Genomic DNA, 20,147 nt, shown 5'->3' with positions numbered 1-20,147 from the left:
ATTCATCAAACCTCTTAGCTTGAAGCTTTAGAGGTTTTTTTATTTTTAAAAAAAAATTACGGTAAAAATGAATTATACTCGCCTTAGATTTTAAATTTGTTTACAGATTTTTATTTTAAAGAAATCGTAGTATATTTCGATGTTCAGAAAAATTATGGCAGAAGAAACAAAGTACACAGAAGACAATATAAAATCCTTAGACTGGAAGCAGCATATACGAATGCGACCAGGGATGTATATAGGTAAACTCGGTGATGGTTCCGGGGCAGATGATGGAGTTTATATCTTATTGAAAGAGGTATTAGATAACTCCATAGATGAATTTGTCATGGGCTCTGGCAAAACCATTGAAGTTTCCATTCAGAATTCAAAAGTGATCGTAAGGGATTATGGTCGGGGAATTCCCCTGGGTAAAGTGGTGGATGTGGTTTCCAAAATGAATACAGGGGGAAAATATGACACCAATGCCTTCAAAAAATCTGTGGGGCTCAATGGCGTTGGTACCAAAGCCGTCAATGCATTATCCAGTTATTTCAGAGTTGAATCTACCAGAGACAACAAATCTGTTTCTGCTGAATTTGAACAAGGTAATTTAATAAATAAAGAAGACCTTGATGAAACCTCGAGACGTAGAGGGACTAAAGTCACTTTTATACCTGATGAAGCGATTTTCAAAAAATATAATTTCAGAAATGAATATATTGAGAAAATGCTCAAAAATTATGTTTATCTCAATCCGGGATTGACCATACTTTTTAACGGAGAAAAATATTATTCAGAAGAAGGTTTAAAAGACCTGCTAAGTGATAGGATAAGACAGGAAGACCGATTATTTCCGATCATACACCTGAGGGGTAACGATATTGAGGTGGCAATAACTTTTAGCAAAGCTCAATATTCAGAAGAATACCATTCATTTGTCAACGGACAAAACACAACCCAAGGCGGGACTCACCAGTCGGCTTTTAGAGAAGCTATTGTAAAAACAATAAGAGAGTTTTATAAAAAGAACTTTGAACCCAGCGACATCAGAAAATCAATAGTTTCAGCGATCAGTATTAAGGTTATGGAACCTGTTTTTGAAAGTCAGACTAAAACCAAACTCGGCTCTACAGATATGGGAGGGGACTTACCAACGGTGAGAACCTATATTTTGGATTTTTTAAAACAAAAGCTAGATAATTTTCTTCACAAGAATAATGAAACGGCAGAGTTACTTCATAAGAAAATTCTAAGAGCAGAAAAGGAGAGAAAAGATCTTTCTGGCATCAGAAAGCTTGCAAAGGACAGAGCTAAAAAAGCTAGTGTACACAATAAAAAACTGAGAGATTGTAGAATTCACCTGGAAGATACCAAAAAAGAAGGTTATTTGGAAACTACATTGTTTATAACCGAGGGAGATTCTGCGAGTGGTAGCATAACTAAATCAAGAGATGTCAACACGCAAGCAGTATTTAGTTTGAAAGGTAAACCACTAAATTCCTACGGATTGAGTAAAAAAATAGTGTATGAAAATGAAGAATTTAATCTTTTACAGGCTGCGCTAAACATTGAAGATTCACTGGAAGATTTAAGGTATAATAATATCGTTATTGCTACAGATGCCGATGTAGATGGGATGCATATCAGGCTTTTAATCATCACCTTTTTTCTTCAATTTTTTCCAGAATTGATAAAAGAGGGACACTTATATATTTTGCAAACACCACTTTTCAGAGTAAGAGATAAAAAACAAACCTTTTATTGTTATTCTGAAACTGAAAAAAGGGAAGCCATCAAAGCTTTAAGAGGAAAGCCTGAAATAACTCGTTTTAAAGGCTTAGGTGAAATCTCTCCTGATGAATTTAAAAATTTTATTGGGGATGATATTCGGTTAGATCCGGTAATGCTTGATAAATACAAGAGTATTCCTGAAATTTTAGAGTTTTATATGGGTAAAAACACCCCGGATAGACAGAATTTTATTATCGATAATTTAAAAGTAGAAATTGACCTCGTGGAGGAAGTTGAAGAAGAAATACATGAGGTTAAGTAATCATAAATTAGTCAGAAAAATCCCTGGGATCTATTACTTTTCGGTGATCTTTTTTTTGCTGCTCATTTTCCTGAATCAACAACTAGGAAAGCAACTTTTCCCTTCATCCAAATATTATTACGCCTCACATATAGTGGTAGGCTTATGGTTAATCTATATATATTTTGCAGGGAAGTATTTTGAATATGACAGTGAAGGCAGTTTAGTTTCTTTTTTAAACAGAGGGGCCATTTTATCGGAATTTATCAATTACAGGACTAATGTTTATGAAATTAAAAAGGAGAAAATAAAATATTATAAAATATATAATTTATTGTTTTATAGAAGGTTAATGATTGCTTATTCAACAAATGGTTTAGATAAATATATCTACACTAATATCAGTATGTTAAGTGCAAAAAAAACAAGATATTTAAAATTATCTCTCGATAAAATAATAGCAAAAAACCAAATCAACCTATGAGTGACGATTTAGATTTGACTTCTGATTCCCAAGATAATTTTGACCCTACCGCCAGAGATGAATCCATCAAAGTTACAGGAATGTTTCAGGAATGGTTTTTAGATTATGCATCATATGTCATATTGGAAAGAGCTGTACCCGCCATAGAAGATGGTTTTAAACCAGTACATCGTCGCATTTTACATTCCATGAAAGACCTGGATGATGGGCGTTATACAAAAGTAGCAAATATTGTCGGCCACACCATGCAATACCATCCTCACGGAGACGCAAGCATTGGAGATGCTATTGTTCAAATAGGCCAAAAAGATATTCTTATTGACACTCAGGGAAACTGGGGTAATATTCTCACAGGCGACAGCGCCGCTGCTTCCAGATATATAGAAGCTCGTTTGTCTAAATTTGCCTTGGATGTGGTTTTCAATCCTAAAACCACAGAATGGCAGGTTTCTTATGATGGAAGAAAACAAGAACCTGTAAACCTTCCGGTCAAATTTCCAATGATTCTAGCCCAAGGCGCTGAAGGAATTGCGGTGGGTTTAAGCACTAAAATACTGCCTCATAATTTCAATGAACTCATCGATGCTTCAATTAAGCACCTGGAAGGTAAACGTTTTAGCATCTTCCCCGATTTTGCTACAGGTGGGGTTGTTGATGTTACAAATTATAATGACGGCCTGCGAGGAGGAAAACTACGGGTGAGGGCTAATATCGAAATAAGAGATAAGAATTTACTTGTTGTTAATGAAATCCCTTATACCACCAATACTTCTACCCTTATAGATTCTATTTTAAAAGCGAATGATAAAGGAAAGATCAAAATCAAAAAAATTGAAGACAATACCTCTTCTGAAGTTGAAATTTTAATTCATTTACCGAATAATATTTCACCAGATAAGACGATAGACGCCTTGTTTGCGTTTACTAACTGTGAAGTTTCTATCTCACCTCTGAGCTGTGTTATCATCGACGATAAACCTCACTTTTTGGGAGTTTCAGAGCTTTTGAGAAGAAGTACAGAGAATACAGTCCGGTTATTAAAATCCGAATTAGAGATAAAACTGGGAGAACTTGAAGAACAATGGCATTTTGCATCTTTAGAAAAGATTTTTATCGAAAAAAGGATTTATAGAGATATCGAAGAAGAGGAAACCTGGGAAGGTGTTTTGGAAGCTATTGATTTAGGCTTGCAGCCACATATAAAGCATCTCAAACGCGACATCACCAAAGACGACATTACCAGGTTAACCGAGATCAAAATCAAGAGAATATCCAAATTCGATCTTGATAAAGCTGAGCAGAAAATTGAAGCTTTAGAAGGAGAAATAGAAAGTGTAAAACACGATCTGGACCATTTGATTGAATATGCTATTGCCTACTTCAAAAATTTGAAAGCTAAATACGGCACCGGGAAAGAGCGAAAGACAAAAATCCAGCTTTTTGAAGATATCGAAGCTACCAAAGTTATTATTAGGAACACAAAACTTTATGTCAACAGGAGCGAGGGTTTTGTGGGTACAGCTTTGAAAAAAGAAGAATACGTAACGGATTGCAGCGATATTGATGATATAATATGTTTTACTGAAGATGGCACTATGATGGTGACTAAAGTTGAAGGCAAGACTTTTATTGGTAAAAACATTATCTACGTTGGTATTTTTAAGAAGAAAGATAAGCGTACTATTTACAACTTGATTTACAGAGATGGTAAAGCAGGTTATAATTATATGAAACGATTTGCTGTTACTTCTATAACAAGAGATAGAGCTTATAGCGTAGGCAAGGATAAACCAGGAACCAAAGTTTTATATTTTTCCGCAAATCCCAATGGTGAAGCAGAATTAGTTACTGTTTTCTTAAGACAGAAAAAAGGCTTGAAACGTCTGAAATTTGATATTGATTTCTCTGAATTGGCTATTAAAGGCAGAAGCGTAAAAGGGAATTTGGTTTCCAAAATGCCTATCAAAAGTGTAGAGATGAAAGAAGAAGGGGTTTCTACGCTTAAACCCCGCAAAATATGGTTCGATGAAAGCGTAAGACGTCTCAATGTAGACGAGCGCGGCGAGTTGATTGGCGCTTTCAAAGGGAAGGATAGACTGCTTATTATCCGTCAGAATGGCATTATAAAAACTATAATACCAGAACTCACAACGCGTTTTGAGAACGATGTGATAGTTATTGAGAAATGGAATCCAAATAAACCAATCTCTGCAATTTACTGGGAAGGTGAAAAAGAACGTTATTATGTTAAGCGCTTTTTGGTAGATCAGCCTGACAAAGAAGAGTTGATCATCACAGATCATCCAAACTCTCAACTCGAGGTTGTCTCTACAGATTATATTCCTAGGATCGAACTTGAATATAAAAAAGCCAGAGGTAAGGAAAGAAAGGAAAACGATATTATAAACATCGAAGAATTTATCGCTGTAAAAGGTATTAAAGCTCAGGGAAATCAGCTGACATCAGAAAATGTAAAACAAATAGATGTGCTGGACCCTATACCTTATGAAGAAAAAACAGAAGCAGTAGAAGAAGAGACTGATGATGATAAGCCAAGTACTAAGCAATCTTCATTATTCGATTAATCCACCTTGGTCACACGGCCTTTTTGCTTATTATTTTTTCCAACGATGTTATATTCAAAAGTGTATGAATTGTTGGAGGTGGAAAGTATTTTCATATGAATAGGCTTTTCCTCAGCCATATTCTTAGGATTTACAGATTTTAAAACGTATTCGCAGTCGTTAATCCAACGTATTGATGCCGTGTCTTTTTTGTTTTTATAGATTTCAATTTCCAGTGAGTCATTTCTTATAAAGGTCGTCTTTACCAAATCGCCGTTTAAGTAAGTTTCAAACTCAAAAGTACCTGTTTTGAAATCTTCGCATTTGCGTTGAGGATTATAACATGAAATAAAACATAAACTCAATAATAAAATGAAATAGCGCATTTGGTTTTTTATGCGAAATTAATTCAATTCATTTGACTGCTTTAGTTTTTAGGATAATTTTCATAAGACTCAAAGCTTCCATCTGCATAGAATATAATGACCTTATTAATTTCCTTATTAGTCTGTTTTCCAGGTTGAGTATCTGCCACATCAGAGTCAAGATTAGCACGCTCAGTATTCTCCTCATGAGAATCATATGATTCTTCAGTGGTTTGCTCTTTTTTTCCCCCTTCTTTATGAACAGGAGGAGGAAAGTGTCCCTTTCCATTTAAAAGCCAATAGAGCTCTACGTCATCAAAAGTAGCTACTACTTTCATCACAAAATCTAAACTCGGCTTATTTCTACCAGAAAGAATATGAGAAATGGAAGCTCTTCCAACATCTATTTTATCTGCAAACGAGGACGCCGATAAGTCGTAATAATCAAAAATTTCCTTGAGGCGCTTAGAAAAATCTTCACTGTTTACCATTGTAAATTATAAAACATAATAATTATCTATTATAGATTACTAATGTAAACAATACGCCTGAATTGACCAAAACAATGCGTAAAAAAGAACACTTCCATTAAAGTAAAACTACAAGTTAAGTAACTTAACATGCTGTATGTCAGTTTATTATATTGTAAATAATAGCTACACGGAAGAATTCCAGCCCAATCGAGAATCAGGATGTGATTGCTTGCATTCAATGTTTACAAATGTAATCAAAGTGAGTTTTTCTTATGTTTACAAATGTATATTTCTATTTTAATACATTTGTAAACATGAATGTACAGCAGCCTAATTTTTCAGACCTATTTAGTAGTTATTCAGATTTCAAAGTAACCTCTGTTCATGGAAGATATTTAAGAGAGAAAGACCTCTTAGAGGTCTTTAAAACTTTATCACATAAGTTTAAAATAAAAAATGAAGGCCATTCTGAGGAAGGTCGAATTATTTCTTCATTTCGGTTAGGAAAAGGACCTCATAAGATTTTGATTTGGTCTCAGATGCACGGCAATGAAAGCACTACCACTAAAGCGGTTTTAGATTTATTAAATTACTTTTTGATTCACACAGAGATATCAAAGTCCATATTGGAAAAATGCCGTTTTATTATTGTTCCTGTTTTAAATCCTGATGGCGCAGTAAACTACACCCGTGTGAATTCTAATGCTGTTGATTTAAATAGAGATGCTTATTTAAAAACCCAATCCGAAAGTAAAATTTTGCAAAGCCTTTATGCTGAGTTTAATCCTGATTTTTGCTTTAATATGCATGACCAGAGAACTATTTTTAGTGCCGGAGAAACGGAAAAGCCCGCTACGCTTTCGTTTTTATCACCATCTTTTAATGAAGAGCGCGATATAAATGAAACCAGAATCCAATCTATGGGTTTGATTGCTTCTGCAAATCACCTGCTTCAGGAATTTATACCTGGGCAAATTGGCAGATATGATGATGGGTTTAATATCAATTGTATAGGTGATTATTTTCAAAAGAAAGGAACACCTACAGTTTTGTTTGAAGCTGGTCATTTTCCGGGTGATTATGAACGGGAACAAACACGAAAATATGTATTTATAGCCTTGTTAAAGATGATCATTGACATTGCCAATCAAAAAAATACAGATCCAGTGGAACAGTATTTAAGTATTCCTGAAAATGAAAAACTCTTTTATGACATTGTTTTGAGGAATGTGAATTATAACAGCAATGAGACTTTTGACATCGCAATTCAATTCAAAGAGGTCTTAAGTGAAAATAAAATTGAGTTTATTCCTATTATTGAAAAGATGGGAAACTTAACTAGGGGTTATGGACATCGGGAAATAAACCTTGAAGGTCAGTCTTTGCAGTTTGAAAATCCGCTAAATTTAAAAGAAGGGGAAGTTTTAGCATCATTTATCCTGAACGATAACGTTTTCGTTATATAATTAATAAAGATTTAAACGAATCTTTCTTTTTTAATCATAAATATTAATTATTTTTGAATTTTATATAATATAATAAGATTTTACACATGAAAGGAAAACTTAAACTTGACGAGACAGATCATCAAATTCTTAATATGCTTATTGACAACACTAGAACTCCATTTACTGATATTGCTAAAAAATTAGACATATCAGCCGGTACAGTTCATGTTCGAGTTAAGAAAATGGAAGAAAGTGGGATCATCATCGGTTCTTCACTAACTTTGAATTACAAGAAACTAGGCTACACGTTTATAGCTTATGTCGGAATTTTTCTAGAAAAAACCTCTCAAACTCAGTTTGTTTTGAATAGAATAGAAGAAATACCAAACATTACTGTGGCTCACGTCACTACTGGAAAATTCAATCTGTTTTGCAAAATAAGAGCTAAAAACACCGAGCACGCTAAAAACATTATATTCCTGATTGATGATATTGATGGTGTGAGTAGAACAGAAACCATGATATCTATGGAGGAAAGCCTAAACGATAAAACGCGATTGATGAAATCGATTTTCGAAAATATGTAATAAGCATTGTTTAAAATATAAAAAGGCTGGAAGTTATCCAGCCTTTTATATTTATTCATTCATCGTATGGTAGACATTTTGAACATCATCGTCTTCTTCAATTTTCTCTAGAAGTTTCTCAACATCTTCCTTTTGTTCATCAGAAAGGGTTTTACTGACTTGTGGAATTCTATCGAAGCCCGAGGATTCAATTACTATATGATGCTCTTCCAAATATTTTTGAATTCCCCCAAAATTTTGAAATGGTGCATAAATCATAATCCCATCTTCATCTTCGAATACTTCTTCGGCTCCAAAATCAATCATTTCAAGCTCCAATTCCTCAACGTCAATTCCTTCGGAAGCAATTCTGAAATTACAGGTGTGATCAAACATAAATTCAACTGAACCGGAAGTCCCCAGATTGCCATCGCTTTTATTAAAATAAGATCTTATGTTAGCTACCGTTCGGTTCGTATTATCTGTAGCTGTTTCTACAAGAATTGCAATACCATGAGGAGCATAACCCTCGTATAAAACAGTTTTATAATCACCAAGGCTTTTGTCTGAGGCTCTCTTTATGGCTCTCTCTACATTATCCTTTGGCATATTAGCTGCTTTCGCATTTTGAATTACAGCCCTCAATTTAGCGTTAGTTTCTGGATCTGGACCGCCTTCTTTCACGGCCATCACTATATCCTTTCCTAATCTCGTAAAGGTTTTGGCCATAGCGGACCAACGCTTCATTTTTCTTGCTTTTCTAAATTCAAATGCTCTTCCCATATTTTAAACTATTCAGCAAAAGCTTCCATTTTGCGATTGTATTCTCTTATTTCTGCCTTATTTACTGGGTTTTCTGATTTTTTAATCAAATTGATCAAATATAAAAGACTTTCAGATCCTGTAATAATTTCAGTGTTTTCTGCTTCTATTTCTTCACCAGTTTCTTCATCAACGAGAGGCTCATCCTGTGGAATCGGAATTGCGAAAACTTCATTTTCTTCCACATGTTCTGTCACTAACCTTAGTGTTTTAGCTACAACAGGTAAATTTTCTTCTACAGCGTAAGGACGCAATTCCTTCACCATTCCTACCACATCGTCGGTGACTATCTCGTTTGACTCAAGAGTATTGACTATAGAATCTATCAGTTTTAATGCTTTCTTATTTTCCAAGGTTTTATTTTTTAGATGTTATGCAAAAATAATTTTTAGTTTATATATATGCGTAGTTGTTCCTGTTTTTTTAAAATATACTTGCATTAACTAATTTTAATTACGTTCTAAGTTATAGATTTTGGCTTATAATTTCTTAAATAATTTCAATAAACCCTTTAATCTGCGTATTTTTGCAAATCTTAAAATAGTAAATCACCATTCAACTCAAGGAAGTTTATGCCTGAAAAGACTGCAGAAAAGAGCCTCTACGATTATCAAGAAAAAGATTTAGTCAAGATTTTTGATAAGATTGAGAATTCTCCAGATAATTTTAATCTACTATACCAACTCCCAACGGGAGGAGGTAAGACCGTCGTATTTTCTGAAATCGTCAGACGATATATTGAAAAAACAGGGAAGAAAGTCATCGTGCTTACGCATAGAATAGAACTTTGTAAGCAAACTTCAGATATGCTTGAAGGTTTTGGAGTGCGCAATAAAATCATTAACTCTAAAGTGAAAGAACTTCCGGATGATAATGAATACATGTGTTTTGTGGCGATGGTTGAAACCCTAAACAATAGGTTGAATGAAGAAAAGCTGAATATGAAAAATGTTGGCTTGGCAATCATTGATGAAGCTCATTACAATTCCTTTACCAAACTATTCGGATATCTTGATAAAGCGTTTATTCTTGGGGTGACTGCAACGCCGCTGAGTTCTAACATAAAGCTTCCCATGCATAGAAATTATGAGGAACTTATCGTTGGAAATTCAATATCATCATTGATTGAAAAGGGGTTTTTAGCAGAAGCTAAAATGTTCAGCTATGATGTAGGGCTTGGAACGCTTCAAGTGGGGATCACTGGAGATTATACGGTCAAATCTTCAGAAGATTTGTACACTAACCTGGATATGCAGGAAAAGCTAATTCAAGCTTATGAAGAAAAATGCAAAGGTGAAAAAACGTTGATTTTCAATAACGGTATAAACACCTCCTGGTATGTTTATCAAACCTTCAAAGATGCCGGTTATGATATAAAGCATCTTGATAACACACATAATAAAAAGGAAAGAAAAGCTATCCTGAAATGGTTTAGAGAAAAACCCGATGCTATTCTTACTTCGGTTAGTATTCTTACCACAGGTTTTGATGAACCTACTGTAAAAAATATAATTTTAAACAGAGCTACGAAATCCCTGACGCTTTACTTCCAAATGATAGGAAGAGGTTCCCGTAAGCTTCCTGATAAAGATACTTTCAACGTTATCGATCTTGGTAACAACATCGCTAGATTTGGACCATGGAATGCTTCTGTAGATTGGCAAATGATTTTTGAAAATCCGGATTACTTCTTAGATAATATGGTTTCTGATGAAGAAATTGAGCTCAACTTCAAATATGAAATGCCGGATGAAGTTCGAGAACTTTTCAAAAACTCAGATGACATAGAGTTTGACATAAGAAGACGTTATAATGAAACCATCAATAATGGTGATAAGTCAAAATTGGTACTGGAAGAATCTATAGCACAGCATGCCAAAATGTGTGCAGAAAATTCTGAAGATGTTTTTGATGCAAGAATTCTTGCCAGAGAGTTGAAAGATGATATCAAAGATAGAATAAAACGCTATTCCAACTGTATCATCAATAATACCAAAAATTACAGGGATTGGCTTTATGAAGATTATGTAAGAAAATTAAGGGTAAAGATCAATGAACACTTTATGGACTAAATGATAAATCTAAACTAAGGACTATTTAATTATAGTCCTTAGTTTATAATTTTTATCAGGATTTTTTGGGAGAAAAAATCAATCTTTCAGTCTGAGGAAAACTGAGTTAGAAAATATCATAATCGCAATAAGCTTATAAACGGGTAGAGGTATTCCTTAGAGCGCTCCAAATATCAAAGCTCCGTAAATAGCAAATCGAACAAACCTTAAGGCACCATAAAGCAAATAACTCCCAAATGGAAATTTTATTATACCAGCTGAGATACTTGCGATGGCAAAAGGGAGTGGGAGTAAAGCACCAACGAGAATCAAAATCCCTCCCCATTTTCTCATATTCTTAATATGCTTTGCCATTTTCACTTCAAGGTATACAAATACTGAGGGAATGCTGGCTATACCTCTTCCTACAAAATAGGAAATGATACCTCCTAAATAGGATAAGGTGGCCAGGATTGCTAAGAAGCCCCAGGGTGAAGCGGACTTGCCACACCAGGCGATAAAAATTTCTGGAGGAATAAGACCTAAAATTGATTCTGAAGCAAAAAATATAGCAAAGACTGCAACAGGGTGAAAGTTTTCTGTGATGTACAGAAGCATGGTATTGACATCGATCACAAAAAAGTGAATTCCGAGTAAGATGGCGACAAAAATTAAAATAGGCGGCGCAGCTTTAAGCAAACTCCTGCCCAGAAAGCTATAAAAGCCTGTATAGGTGTAGTACTGATGCAGTAATCTCAGATGAGATTTTCGATTTGGTTTTTTATTTTTGTCATTCATAGCAAAAAACAAAAGTAATGGTAAACTCCCATTTCGCCATATTTTTAACCAATCAAATGAATTAAGTATTTGTTAAATTATCTCCCTTAGGTCCTGGTTGAAACTCCTTTGATCCGCTGAGCATTCAAGAGGCATAAAGCCATAAACCCGAACAAACTTAGCATTATGGTTTCTATACTCAAACCACCATCTATCATCCATCCTACAATTAAGGGTCCTAAAGCTGTGCTGACGACCATAAACATCGTAAAAAGACTACGTATGGCCCCTAATTTTTCTATTCCATATACTTCTGCCAATATGGAAGATTTTATTGTTCCGGACATACCTACCGTAATTCCCATCATCAAAAGAAATACAAGCGCTCCAAAAATACTGTGGATAAAAGCAAATGCCAACAAACCCAAAGTAATAGGAATAAGATAAATTCTAAACATTCTTTTGGCCGTAAACTTATCTACCCAAAGTCCTCCAGCAAGAGAGAAAATTAATCGAGTTAAGGCGTACCCCGTAAAAAAAGCAGCATAAAGTTGTGGAGACCATCCTTTTTGTGCCACAAAAACATATTGATAAAAAATTACGGCTGTAACTGTAAAGCTAATCGCAAAACTTGTAGGCATTAAAATTAAAAATCTTCTATCGTTTATAATACTTCCAAAATCCTTCACTAAGGTCAAAGACGATGGTCTTCCAATGCTGAGTTGCTTATTGAAATGCTCCAAATCTGTAAAATAAAGTCTTATTAAATAGAGAAGCAATAAGATACCTGAACCTATCATTACCCAGCGCCAATCAAACCAGGCGATAAAAAAAGTGAGGAGTAACGGCAAAACAATTTCTCCTGAAGAAAAGCCAAGCGAAGAAAAGCTTAAGGCTTTACCCCGGTTTTTATCAAAAAATTTTGAGAGAATTGTCATGCTAATATGAGTCAGCATACCTTGACCGGTTAACCGCAAGCCTACGAGACTTATAAATACAAAAGCGATATGATAGGAAATACCCATCAAAATACACGAAATAGCCAGGCATATAATCGTAAATGCAGTCACTTTTTTGACAGAAACATGATCTACAGTATGTCCGACAGTTAGCATGATGAAAGACGCTAAAACCGTACAGATGGCATAAATAGCTCCAAAACTGCCTTCAGTAATAGCGAATTCAGAAGAGATGGAAGTGACGTAGAGGGAAATTAAAAAGGTTTGTCCAAAACTAGACAAAAAAGTAAGCGTCCATCCAAAGCTTAATTTCCTAAAATTTTCCTTTATAAAAGAGATGAAGTCTCTCATGAATCTTTCTGAGGTTCAAATGTTGATGAAAGTGACTTGAGATCTCTTCCAGAGGGGTATTCAAAACATTCCAAATCAAAATATGGGATTGCAGCCAGTAAGTGATCGAAAATTCCAGCCATAACACGCTCATAATTGGCCCAGACTTTGTCTTTTGAAAAGGCATATAATTCCAAAGGAATACCTTCGGCAGTAGGGGCAAGTTGTCTTGTCATCATCATCATATCTTTATTGATATCAGGATGTTGATCCAAATAATGGTCTATATAAACTCTGAATGCTCCAAAATTGGTTTGATTTCTGCCGTTGATCTGAACTGATTTATCCACCTCATGCTTCAAGTTGTATTCATTGACTTCCTGTTGCTTATTTTGTATGTACTTTGAAATCAGTGCTATTTTTTTAAATTCTTCAATATCTCTTTCAGATAAAAATTTAATACTATTTGCTTTTATCAAGATAGAGCGCTTGATTCGTCTTCCCCCGGAGATACTCATCCCTCGCCAGTTCTTAAAGGAATCCGAAATTAGATAATAGGTTGGAATGGTAGTGATGGTATTATCAAAGTTCCTAACCTTTACAGAGGCTAGGTTTATTTCATAGACATCTCCATCGGCCCCATACTTTTCCATGGTTATCCAATCTCCAAGCCTTACTGTATCATTCACTGTCACTTGAATACTGGCAACAAAACCTAAAATGGTATCTTTAAAAATCAAAAGTAAAACAGCCGAAAAAGCACCAAGGGCAGTTAAAAATTTAAACAGAGGTTGACCGGTTATAGCTGAAAATACAATGATAATACCCACAATCCAGATGATTATCATAAAAACCTGGATATAACTCTCTATCGGCTTGTCTTTGAACGTATCAAATGTTCTCAGGTAATCTTTAAAAGTCATAAAAATTGACCTTAAGATCCAGATGCTGACAAAGATGATAAGGACTTCAATTAATTTTTCAAAATAAATTTCAGATTCTGGAAAATCGATTAAAACAAGTGGAATTAACTCATGAATGCAAAATAATACAGCAATATTGGCAAGGTATACGAAGACTTTATTCTTGACCAGATAATCGTCAAAGGTAGTTTTGGTTTTATTAGCGAGATTTTTAACAAACCGTATAGCTATATATCTGAAAATTTTAAAAGCCACATAACTCAATATAAGCAGGACTAGAGCATTCAATACAGCATTGAGATAAATGGAGGCAGTTTCTCCAAAGTAATCTGAAGACTTTAAAATTTCGTAAAAATATTTAGCTATCTCCGTTTTATTCATGGGTGAAATTTTTGCAAATTTACACATTTAGCGTCATTTATTAACTTTAAAGGACATCTCATTAGAAGCATGAAAGAAAATTTACGTGTAATTTTTATAATCGGTGGAATTCTCCTTTTAGCAGGAGCCCTGTATATGTATATTCAACCCAGTAAAACCTATTCCAGTGATCTTATCGTTTTAAAAACCTGGGAGCTGCCAGATTCACTTCGGGAAATATCTGGAATAAGCTACCTAGGCGATTCAAAAATGGCCTGTATACAAGATGAGGACGGGATTATTTTTATCTATGATTTAAACCTTGGTCAGGTCGTTAACGAAATTGAATTTGGACTGCGTGGTGATTATGAATCCATTAGAGTTATTGATTCTACTGCGTTTATCATGGAAAGTAAGGGTAGTGTTTATAAAGTCTCGAATTTTGAATCGGATAGAAGACAAATTGAAAAGTTTACAACTGAATTTAATTCATCAAATGACATGGAGAGCCTGGATTTTCATCCTATAACAAATTCATTTTTGACAATTCCCAAAGAAAAAAATCTGTCAAAACAATGTAAGGCCTTTAGCATTTATAAGATGAATGCCAAAAATTTCAAAATTGCTGAGGATTGTTTTTTGACTTTAACCAACAAACAGGCTTTTTTTAAAACACACAGACCCAAGTTTAAGGCATCGGATTTCCATGCCTCAGAACTTAGTGTTCATCCCCACACGAGTGAAATTTTTATATTGTCTTCGAAACCTCCACAATTACTAGTGATTAGTAAAGAAGGTTTGCCAAAAGAATTTCATTTACTAAACCCAAAACAGTTTCAGCAACCCGAAGGCTTGTCCTTTGATTCTAAGGGTAGGATGTATATATCTAATGAAGAGGGGAATTCTAACCGGCAAAATATTCAGTTGGTGGAGTATAAGGGAGTCTAGTTTTTATTCTTGCCAAATAAGCGTTCAAAAAAACCTTTCTTTTCTTTTTCTTTCTTTTTATCGAATTTTTTTTCATCGTCATCATCGGAAAACAGGCGTTTAAAAAAGCCATCTCTTTTTTCGTTGACACAATCCATAGCTTCTTCTTGTTGCGGACTTAATTTTGAAAACTTAGCTTTAGTAACAGAATCAAATTGAGAATCTTTAGTCATTTTTTGATAGAGTCTGCCAAAAATAGGCAAAGCTGTATTGGCCCCTTGACCCAGTCTGGTGGACTTAAATCCAATGCTTTGATTATTGTGACCAACCCATGAGATATTAACCAGTTTAGGGGTAACTGCTGCAAACCAGCCATCTTTATTGTTTTGTGTTGTACCCGTTTTACCAGCGATATTTTGAGTTAACCCATAAGTTGTTCTCAATCGCTTAGCTGTGCCTTTATTCACCACATTTTCCAGCATAGCTAACAAAAGTCGATTTTGTTTAGGGCTCAAGTTCGATGGCTGGGGAGGCTCAGCATTAAATTCAGCGATGGTTTCTCCGGTTTTTGAAGTTATTTTGGTGATGAAATAAAGCTCCGGGACCTTGCTTTGATTGGCAAAACTAGAATAAACCTTTGCCAGCTCTTTCATATTCAATTCAGCTGTTCCTAAGGCCAGGGAGGGTTGTTCTACTAATTCAGAGGTGATACCCATGCTTTTCGCCAGTCTTATAGTCTTTTGGATTCCAACTTTCTCCAAGACTTTGACACTTACAGTATTGATGGAATTAGTAAGAGCATATTTTAGAGAGTAATTCAAATATGGATCTTTTTCCTCATTGCTTGAATTTTGTGGACTCCAATTGTCTAAATTGGTATAAGTGACTTCTTTAGCAGAAATATAATCGCAGGGTCTCAATCCATGTTTAAGACCACTTGCATAAACCACGGGCTTGAATATTGATCCAACCTGACGTTCGGCATTTTCAATGATATCAAATTTTGAAAGTCGGTAATCTGCACCGCCAACATAAGCTAAAATCTTACCTGTAGCAGGATCAATACTTAAACTTGCCGCATTGATCTGCTTTAAGTTATGGCTTAAGCTATCCAATATAGATAACTGCAAAACAGTTGATTTTCCATTCTTAACAATTTCTATAGGTCTTGTCGTTTTCAAACTATCTAGAATTTGTTCAGAGGATAAGTTTTGAGTTTTCCAACTGTCATATTGCTTTGTTTTTTTTGCCAATTTCAGGAGAAGTTCTTCATTCTTCCAGGGAGGAGTATTTCCATGTTCTGCTTCAAAAAGTGGTTGTAGGTGGGCTATTTGATTGTTAACTGAATTTTCCAAAAGCTTTTGCTGGTCTAAATCCAGAGTGGTGTAAATCTGTAATCCATCTTCATCAATACTGTAAGCTGTTCCGTCTGGTTTCTCATAATCGCTTAAAATCTTTTCAGCTTTATCCTTTACCAAGTCGATAAAATACTGCCTTTGAAATGTATTTTTTTCTGAAATATTCAGCTGAATAGGTTCAGACATGGCTTTATTAGCCTCTCTCGATGTCAAGTAGTCGTATTTTTCCATTTGTGAGATGACAACATCACGTCTTAACTGACTTCGCTCTGGAAACAACCTGGGGTTATATGAGTGGTTAGCTTTCAAAGTGCCTACTAAGGTTGCAGATTCTTTCAAATCTAATTCCGAAGTTTTTTTATTGAAGAATAATCGAGCTGCGCTTTCTATCCCATAGGTGTTGCCGCTAAAAGGGACTGTATTCAGGTACAATTCCAAAATTTCTTCTTTTGAATACAGATCTTCAATTCGTTTGGCGACTATGCTTTCTTTTAGTTTGTTCACTGGCAAACTAAAAATCCCGTAAGATTCTCTGCCATATATGTTTTTGACTAATTGCTGAGTGATCGTACTGCCGCCTCCAGAGGTCTTATCCCCAGAGAGTATGGTTTTAAAAAATACGCGTAACAGGCTATATTTATCCACGCCATCGTGTTCATAAAATCTAGCATCTTCTGTGGCTATCAAAGCCTGAATAAGATGCTTAGGAATTTCAGAATAAGAAATCGACTGCCTGTTGTACTTATATAGTTTGTCAATGATTTCTCCTGTGTGGTCCAGAATCTCTGAAGCTTCAGATTGTTGAATATTGGCTAAATCTTTTTTATTTTGAACTTTCCCCCAAAAGCCCAAATACACGCTGCCAAAAAATAATAAAAAAAGAAGTAGGCTAGAGGAAATCCCGATGATGGAAACTCTAATGATTCGGTTAAACTTTCTTATTTTTGGTTTGGATTTGGACATGAACTAAAATTTGATTCAAAAGTAATTTTAAATGTAGGAATCTTCGCGTTAAAACTATTTAAAATGGAGATTAACTTATTTTATAGAATGTAACTTTAAAGTGAATTAAAAAGTATATACCATGAAAAATAAAGTAGCATATATTACAGGAGGAAGCAAAGGTATTGGATTTGGAATTGCAGATGCCCTGATGAAAGAAGGAGTAAACGTTGCAATTACGAGCCGATCTCAATCTTCTGCAGACGAAGCCGTAGAATTACTCAAAAGTTCCAATTCAGCAGCAAAAGCCATAGGAATTGAAGCCGACGTCAGAAGTATGTCTTCTCAACAAGAAGCAGTCGATAAGATTTTAAAAGAATTTGGCCAACTTGACTATGTCATTGCTAATGCCGGTATAGGTCATTACCACAGCATTGAAGATTTAACCGAAGAGCAGTGGAATGAGACCATTGACACCAACCTGACGGGGGTATTTTTTTCTATAAAAGCTAGTGTAGAGGCCCTAAAGAAAAGCAAAGGTTATTTTATAACGATTTCTAGTCTGGCTGGAACCAACTTTTTCGCGAAAGGTTCTTCTTATAATGCAAGTAAGTTCGGATTAACTGGCTTCACACAAGCTGTAATGTTAGACTTAAGAGATCATGGCGTCAATGTTTCTACGATTATGCCAGGCTCGGTAGCGACTCATTTTAACGGAAATACCCCGGATGAAAGCGATTCCTGGAAAATTCAACCTGAAGACTTAGGTGAAATTGTCGTGGATTTGTTTAAAATGCATCCAAGAACATTACCAAGCAAAATAGAAGTAAGACCCTCACAGCCTTCAAAAAAATAATAAATAGTGTTTAATAAAAGACCCCATAGGCTTCTTGCCTATGGGGTCTTTTATTATACATAAGGTATTAACCTAGATACTTTTTAAGCATTTTATTTTTGGATTGATGCTTTAAACGTCTAATTCCTTTTTCTCTTATTTGTCTGACTCGTTCTCTGCTCAAATCAAAGGTGTCTCCAATCTCCTGAAGCGTCATCGCTGGTTGATTTCCGATTCCATAATTAAGGCGAATGACATCTGCTTCCCGTTGTGATAAGGTTTCAAGAGCTCTGTTAATTTCTATACTCAAAGAATCCCTCATCAACTGATCATCTGGGGTAGGAGAATCTCCGGAACTGAGTACATCATATAGATTAGAGTCATTTTCTCCTTCTTTAAATGGAGCATCCATTGAAAGGTGACGTCCGGAATTTTTAAGAGCGACTTTTACCTGAGATTCACTCATATCCAATTCTTTTGCAATTTCAATTGCAGAAGGGGGGCGCTCATTAACTTGCTCCAGGTGTGAAAATGTTTTATTGATTTTATTGATCACACCAATCTTGTTCAAAGGAAGCCTGACCACTCGGGATTGCTCTGCTAGAGCCTGTAAAATAGATTGTCTGATCCACCAAACCGCATAAGATATGAATTTGAAACCACGGGTTTCATCAAATCTTTTGGCTGCTTTCACCAGACCAACATTACCTTCATTGATTAAATCAGGAAGTTTTAAACCTTGATTTTGATATTGTTTTGCAACTGAGACGACAAACCTTAAATTTGCATTAGTTAATTTCTCCAAAGCCGCCTGATCGCCTTCTCTGATTCGTTGTGCTAATTCCACTTCTTCTTCAGCGGTAATTAAGTCAACTTTACTTATATCTTGAAGGTACTTGTCTAATGATTTAGATTCACGATTGGTGACTTGTTTAGTAATTTTAAGCTGTCTCATATATAATTTTTATATAATAGTATAATTGTTAATAACTGAAATCTTGCTATAATACGACTTAAAACTAACAAAGTCAAGTATATTAGACTTATATGTGAGTCAAACTCAGTATTTTATTATATAATTAAGAAGTAAAAAGAAATAACCCATAAATGAAGATAAAAGTCCATTGAAAAGTTCTCACCCAGTTTATACTGATCAATTTTGTCGCAGATATTTTAAGGTCTATATTATCTTCGATTTTTTGATGAAGCGGAACAAAATAAAGAAATGTGCTTATCCAGGTTGAAAGGACTAATAATGAATATATAAAGTTTAAGAGTGAAAATTCAAAAACAGATAAATAAATGGCAATTGCCAGTTGAATAAACATCAAAGGAGCCACAACAAAGCTTATTCTGGGTAAGTAATACTTGTGCCATTTTAAAAGATCTGAATCTTTATAGAAAGTAAATCCTGGATAAATGATAAGCTGAACCATCCAAATGAGCACCACCAGGCCAAAATCTATGGTTATTCTTATGGAATGTATATGTTCTAAGACTGAATTCATTTCTCCTTAAGTTTCCAATTATAGTCCTGGTGTACATTTTTTAAAATAAGAAAAAAAGGAATCCACCAAATAAAATCATTAGTGATCAAAGTATAGAAAAATTCAAATGGAACTTTTCCTTCTAGATAATTTAATACAAAACCCAGAGGGCCAAAAACTTTTCCAAGAAAGCCAACAGCAACAATTGGCCAGTGTCTCAAAGCATCGTACGAGGCCCACCAGTATCCTAATCCAAAAACAGCAATCACCATGCCCATGCCTTGCCAGATCATAGGCTGGGAGGGGAGTTCCATACCTACAAGTTCAAAAAAGTGATTAGGAAAAATGACAACCCAAGCTCCCCAAAGTATATTGTAAATAGATGCTAATTGTAAGGTTAATTTCATGAAAGCAAAAATACTCAAGCGGAGATGAACAAGTTTAAATTTTAATTAAATACTT

The 20,147-nt window shown here is 34.9% G+C and carries 18 protein-coding genes; 7 read left to right on the top strand and 11 right to left on the bottom strand.

The features are described 5' to 3' along the window. Window positions 1-154: 154 nt before the first annotated feature. Both BLP81_RS09675 and BLP81_RS09665 read left to right on the top strand, forming a co-directional pair. Window positions 155-2,035: a DNA topoisomerase IV subunit B gene (locus tag BLP81_RS09675; protein ID WP_093368352.1), complete on the top strand. Its 1,881-nt coding sequence runs from the start codon at window positions 155-157 to the stop codon at window positions 2,033-2,035. Window positions 2,036-2,494: 459 nt separating this feature from the next. Continuing rightward, window positions 2,495-5,083 (top strand): DNA gyrase/topoisomerase IV subunit A, encoded by a 2,589-nt coding sequence (locus BLP81_RS09665; protein WP_093368265.1) that lies wholly within the window; start codon window positions 2,495-2,497, stop codon window positions 5,081-5,083. On the opposite strand, the gene BLP81_RS09660 is transcribed toward BLP81_RS09665, so the two are convergent. After that, the gene (locus tag BLP81_RS09660; RefSeq protein WP_093368264.1) at window positions 5,080-5,448 is read right to left on the bottom strand and encodes a DNA topoisomerase IV; all 369 of its coding nucleotides are present in this window, start codon (window positions 5,446-5,448) and stop codon (window positions 5,080-5,082) included. The two genes, BLP81_RS09665 and BLP81_RS09660, sit on opposite strands and share 4 nt — an antisense overlap. Before the next feature lie 41 nt (window positions 5,449-5,489). Beyond that, entirely contained in the window at window positions 5,490-5,918 is a 429-nt protein-coding gene (locus BLP81_RS09655) for a helix-turn-helix transcriptional regulator (protein ID WP_093368263.1), read from the bottom strand. A 296-nt stretch (window positions 5,919-6,214) separates the two neighbouring features. Between BLP81_RS09655 and BLP81_RS09650 the strand changes: the two genes are divergently transcribed. Continuing rightward, on the top strand, window positions 6,215-7,366 hold the full coding sequence (locus tag BLP81_RS09650; protein WP_245686447.1) for a M14 family zinc carboxypeptidase: 1,152 nt from the start codon (window positions 6,215-6,217) through the stop codon (window positions 7,364-7,366). Window positions 7,367-7,452: 86 nt separating this feature from the next. Beyond that, entirely contained in the window at window positions 7,453-7,935 is a 483-nt protein-coding gene (locus tag BLP81_RS09645; protein WP_093368261.1) for an Lrp/AsnC family transcriptional regulator, read from the top strand. 51 nt (window positions 7,936-7,986) lie between these two features. On the opposite strand, the gene BLP81_RS09640 is transcribed toward BLP81_RS09645, so the two are convergent. After that, window positions 7,987-8,697 (bottom strand): YebC/PmpR family DNA-binding transcriptional regulator, encoded by a 711-nt coding sequence (locus BLP81_RS09640; protein ID WP_093368260.1) that lies wholly within the window; start codon window positions 8,695-8,697, stop codon window positions 7,987-7,989. Window positions 8,698-8,705: 8 nt separating this feature from the next. Next, window positions 8,706-9,089 (bottom strand): hypothetical protein, encoded by a 384-nt coding sequence (locus BLP81_RS09635; RefSeq protein WP_093368259.1) that lies wholly within the window; start codon window positions 9,087-9,089, stop codon window positions 8,706-8,708. 219 nt (window positions 9,090-9,308) lie between these two features. On the opposite strand from BLP81_RS09635, the gene BLP81_RS09630 reads away from it, so the two are divergent. Next, entirely contained in the window at window positions 9,309-10,808 is a 1,500-nt protein-coding gene (locus BLP81_RS09630; protein ID WP_093368258.1) for a DEAD/DEAH box helicase, read from the top strand. 156 nt (window positions 10,809-10,964) lie between these two features. On the opposite strand, the gene BLP81_RS09625 is transcribed toward BLP81_RS09630, so the two are convergent. The 3 genes from BLP81_RS09625 to BLP81_RS09615 all read right to left on the bottom strand — a co-directional run bounded on the left by BLP81_RS09625 (window position 10,965) and on the right by BLP81_RS09615 (window position 14,157). Beyond that, a complete protein-coding gene (locus tag BLP81_RS09625; RefSeq protein ID WP_093368257.1) occupies window positions 10,965-11,585 on the bottom strand; it encodes a YqaA family protein in 621 nt (206 codons plus the stop codon). An 86-nt stretch (window positions 11,586-11,671) separates the two neighbouring features. Continuing rightward, window positions 11,672-12,874, bottom strand: a complete 1,203-nt coding sequence (locus BLP81_RS09620) for an MFS transporter (RefSeq protein WP_093368256.1) — start codon at window positions 12,872-12,874, stop codon at window positions 11,672-11,674. After that, window positions 12,871-14,157, bottom strand: coding sequence for a mechanosensitive ion channel family protein (locus BLP81_RS09615; RefSeq protein ID WP_093368255.1), 1,287 nt, complete (start codon window positions 14,155-14,157; stop codon window positions 12,871-12,873). The genes BLP81_RS09620 and BLP81_RS09615 overlap by 4 nt, the downstream gene beginning before the upstream one ends. A gap of 69 nt (window positions 14,158-14,226) precedes the next feature. On the opposite strand from BLP81_RS09615, the gene BLP81_RS09610 reads away from it, so the two are divergent. Then, window positions 14,227-15,084, top strand: coding sequence for an SdiA-regulated domain-containing protein (locus tag BLP81_RS09610; RefSeq protein ID WP_093368254.1), 858 nt, complete (start codon window positions 14,227-14,229; stop codon window positions 15,082-15,084). On the opposite strand, the gene BLP81_RS09605 is transcribed toward BLP81_RS09610, so the two are convergent. Next, window positions 15,081-17,384, bottom strand: coding sequence for a transglycosylase domain-containing protein (locus tag BLP81_RS09605; RefSeq protein ID WP_093368253.1), 2,304 nt, complete (start codon window positions 17,382-17,384; stop codon window positions 15,081-15,083). The genes BLP81_RS09610 and BLP81_RS09605 overlap by 4 nt on opposite strands. A 121-nt stretch (window positions 17,385-17,505) precedes the next feature. Between BLP81_RS09605 and BLP81_RS09600 the strand changes: the two genes are divergently transcribed. After that, the gene (locus BLP81_RS09600) at window positions 17,506-18,219 is read left to right on the top strand and encodes an SDR family oxidoreductase (protein WP_093368252.1); all 714 of its coding nucleotides are present in this window, start codon (window positions 17,506-17,508) and stop codon (window positions 18,217-18,219) included. 67 nt (window positions 18,220-18,286) lie between these two features. Here BLP81_RS09600 and BLP81_RS09595 read toward each other — a convergent pair whose 3' ends face one another. The 3 genes from BLP81_RS09595 to BLP81_RS09585 all read right to left on the bottom strand — a co-directional run bounded on the left by BLP81_RS09595 (window position 18,287) and on the right by BLP81_RS09585 (window position 20,092). Beyond that, complete coding sequence (locus BLP81_RS09595) at window positions 18,287-19,153, bottom strand: sigma-70 family RNA polymerase sigma factor (protein ID WP_093368251.1); 867 nt, start codon at window positions 19,151-19,153, stop codon at window positions 18,287-18,289. 124 nt (window positions 19,154-19,277) lie between these two features. Beyond that, entirely contained in the window at window positions 19,278-19,706 is a 429-nt protein-coding gene (locus tag BLP81_RS09590) for a hypothetical protein (RefSeq protein ID WP_245686446.1), read from the bottom strand. Further along, on the bottom strand, window positions 19,703-20,092 hold the full coding sequence (locus BLP81_RS09585) for an alkyl hydroperoxide reductase (protein WP_093368250.1): 390 nt from the start codon (window positions 20,090-20,092) through the stop codon (window positions 19,703-19,705). The genes BLP81_RS09590 and BLP81_RS09585 overlap by 4 nt, the downstream gene beginning before the upstream one ends. Between the last annotated feature and the right edge of the window lie 55 nt (window positions 20,093-20,147).

This window comes from Psychroflexus sediminis (genome assembly GCF_900099815.1).
Classification (GTDB): domain Bacteria; phylum Bacteroidota; class Bacteroidia; order Flavobacteriales; family Flavobacteriaceae; genus Psychroflexus; species Psychroflexus sediminis.
This window is presented reverse-complemented; position numbering and strand designations above follow the sequence as displayed.

Coding starts and splice junctions, on each gene's coding strand:
- BLP81_RS09675 (WP_093368352.1), top strand. CDS start 155: ATGGCAGAAGAAACAAAGTACACAGAAGACAATATAAAATCCTTAGAC.
- BLP81_RS09665 (WP_093368265.1), top strand. CDS start 2,495: ATGAGTGACGATTTAGATTTGACTTCTGATTCCCAAGATAATTTTGAC.
- BLP81_RS09660 (WP_093368264.1), bottom strand. CDS start 5,448: ATGCGCTATTTCATTTTATTATTGAGTTTATGTTTTATTTCATGTTAT.
- BLP81_RS09655 (WP_093368263.1), bottom strand. CDS start 5,918: ATGGTAAACAGTGAAGATTTTTCTAAGCGCCTCAAGGAAATTTTTGAT.
- BLP81_RS09650 (WP_245686447.1), top strand. CDS start 6,215: ATGAATGTACAGCAGCCTAATTTTTCAGACCTATTTAGTAGTTATTCA.
- BLP81_RS09645 (WP_093368261.1), top strand. CDS start 7,453: ATGAAAGGAAAACTTAAACTTGACGAGACAGATCATCAAATTCTTAAT.
- BLP81_RS09640 (WP_093368260.1), bottom strand. CDS start 8,697: ATGGGAAGAGCATTTGAATTTAGAAAAGCAAGAAAAATGAAGCGTTGG.
- BLP81_RS09630 (WP_093368258.1), top strand. CDS start 9,309: ATGCCTGAAAAGACTGCAGAAAAGAGCCTCTACGATTATCAAGAAAAA.
- BLP81_RS09625 (WP_093368257.1), bottom strand. CDS start 11,585: ATGAATGACAAAAATAAAAAACCAAATCGAAAATCTCATCTGAGATTA.
- BLP81_RS09620 (WP_093368256.1), bottom strand. CDS start 12,874: ATGAGAGACTTCATCTCTTTTATAAAGGAAAATTTTAGGAAATTAAGC.
- BLP81_RS09615 (WP_093368255.1), bottom strand. CDS start 14,157: ATGAATAAAACGGAGATAGCTAAATATTTTTACGAAATTTTAAAGTCT.
- BLP81_RS09610 (WP_093368254.1), top strand. CDS start 14,227: ATGAAAGAAAATTTACGTGTAATTTTTATAATCGGTGGAATTCTCCTT.
- BLP81_RS09605 (WP_093368253.1), bottom strand. CDS start 17,384: ATGTCCAAATCCAAACCAAAAATAAGAAAGTTTAACCGAATCATTAGA.
- BLP81_RS09600 (WP_093368252.1), top strand. CDS start 17,506: ATGAAAAATAAAGTAGCATATATTACAGGAGGAAGCAAAGGTATTGGA.
- BLP81_RS09595 (WP_093368251.1), bottom strand. CDS start 19,153: ATGAGACAGCTTAAAATTACTAAACAAGTCACCAATCGTGAATCTAAA.
- BLP81_RS09590 (WP_245686446.1), bottom strand. CDS start 19,706: ATGAATTCAGTCTTAGAACATATACATTCCATAAGAATAACCATAGAT.
- BLP81_RS09585 (WP_093368250.1), bottom strand. CDS start 20,092: ATGAAATTAACCTTACAATTAGCATCTATTTACAATATACTTTGGGGA.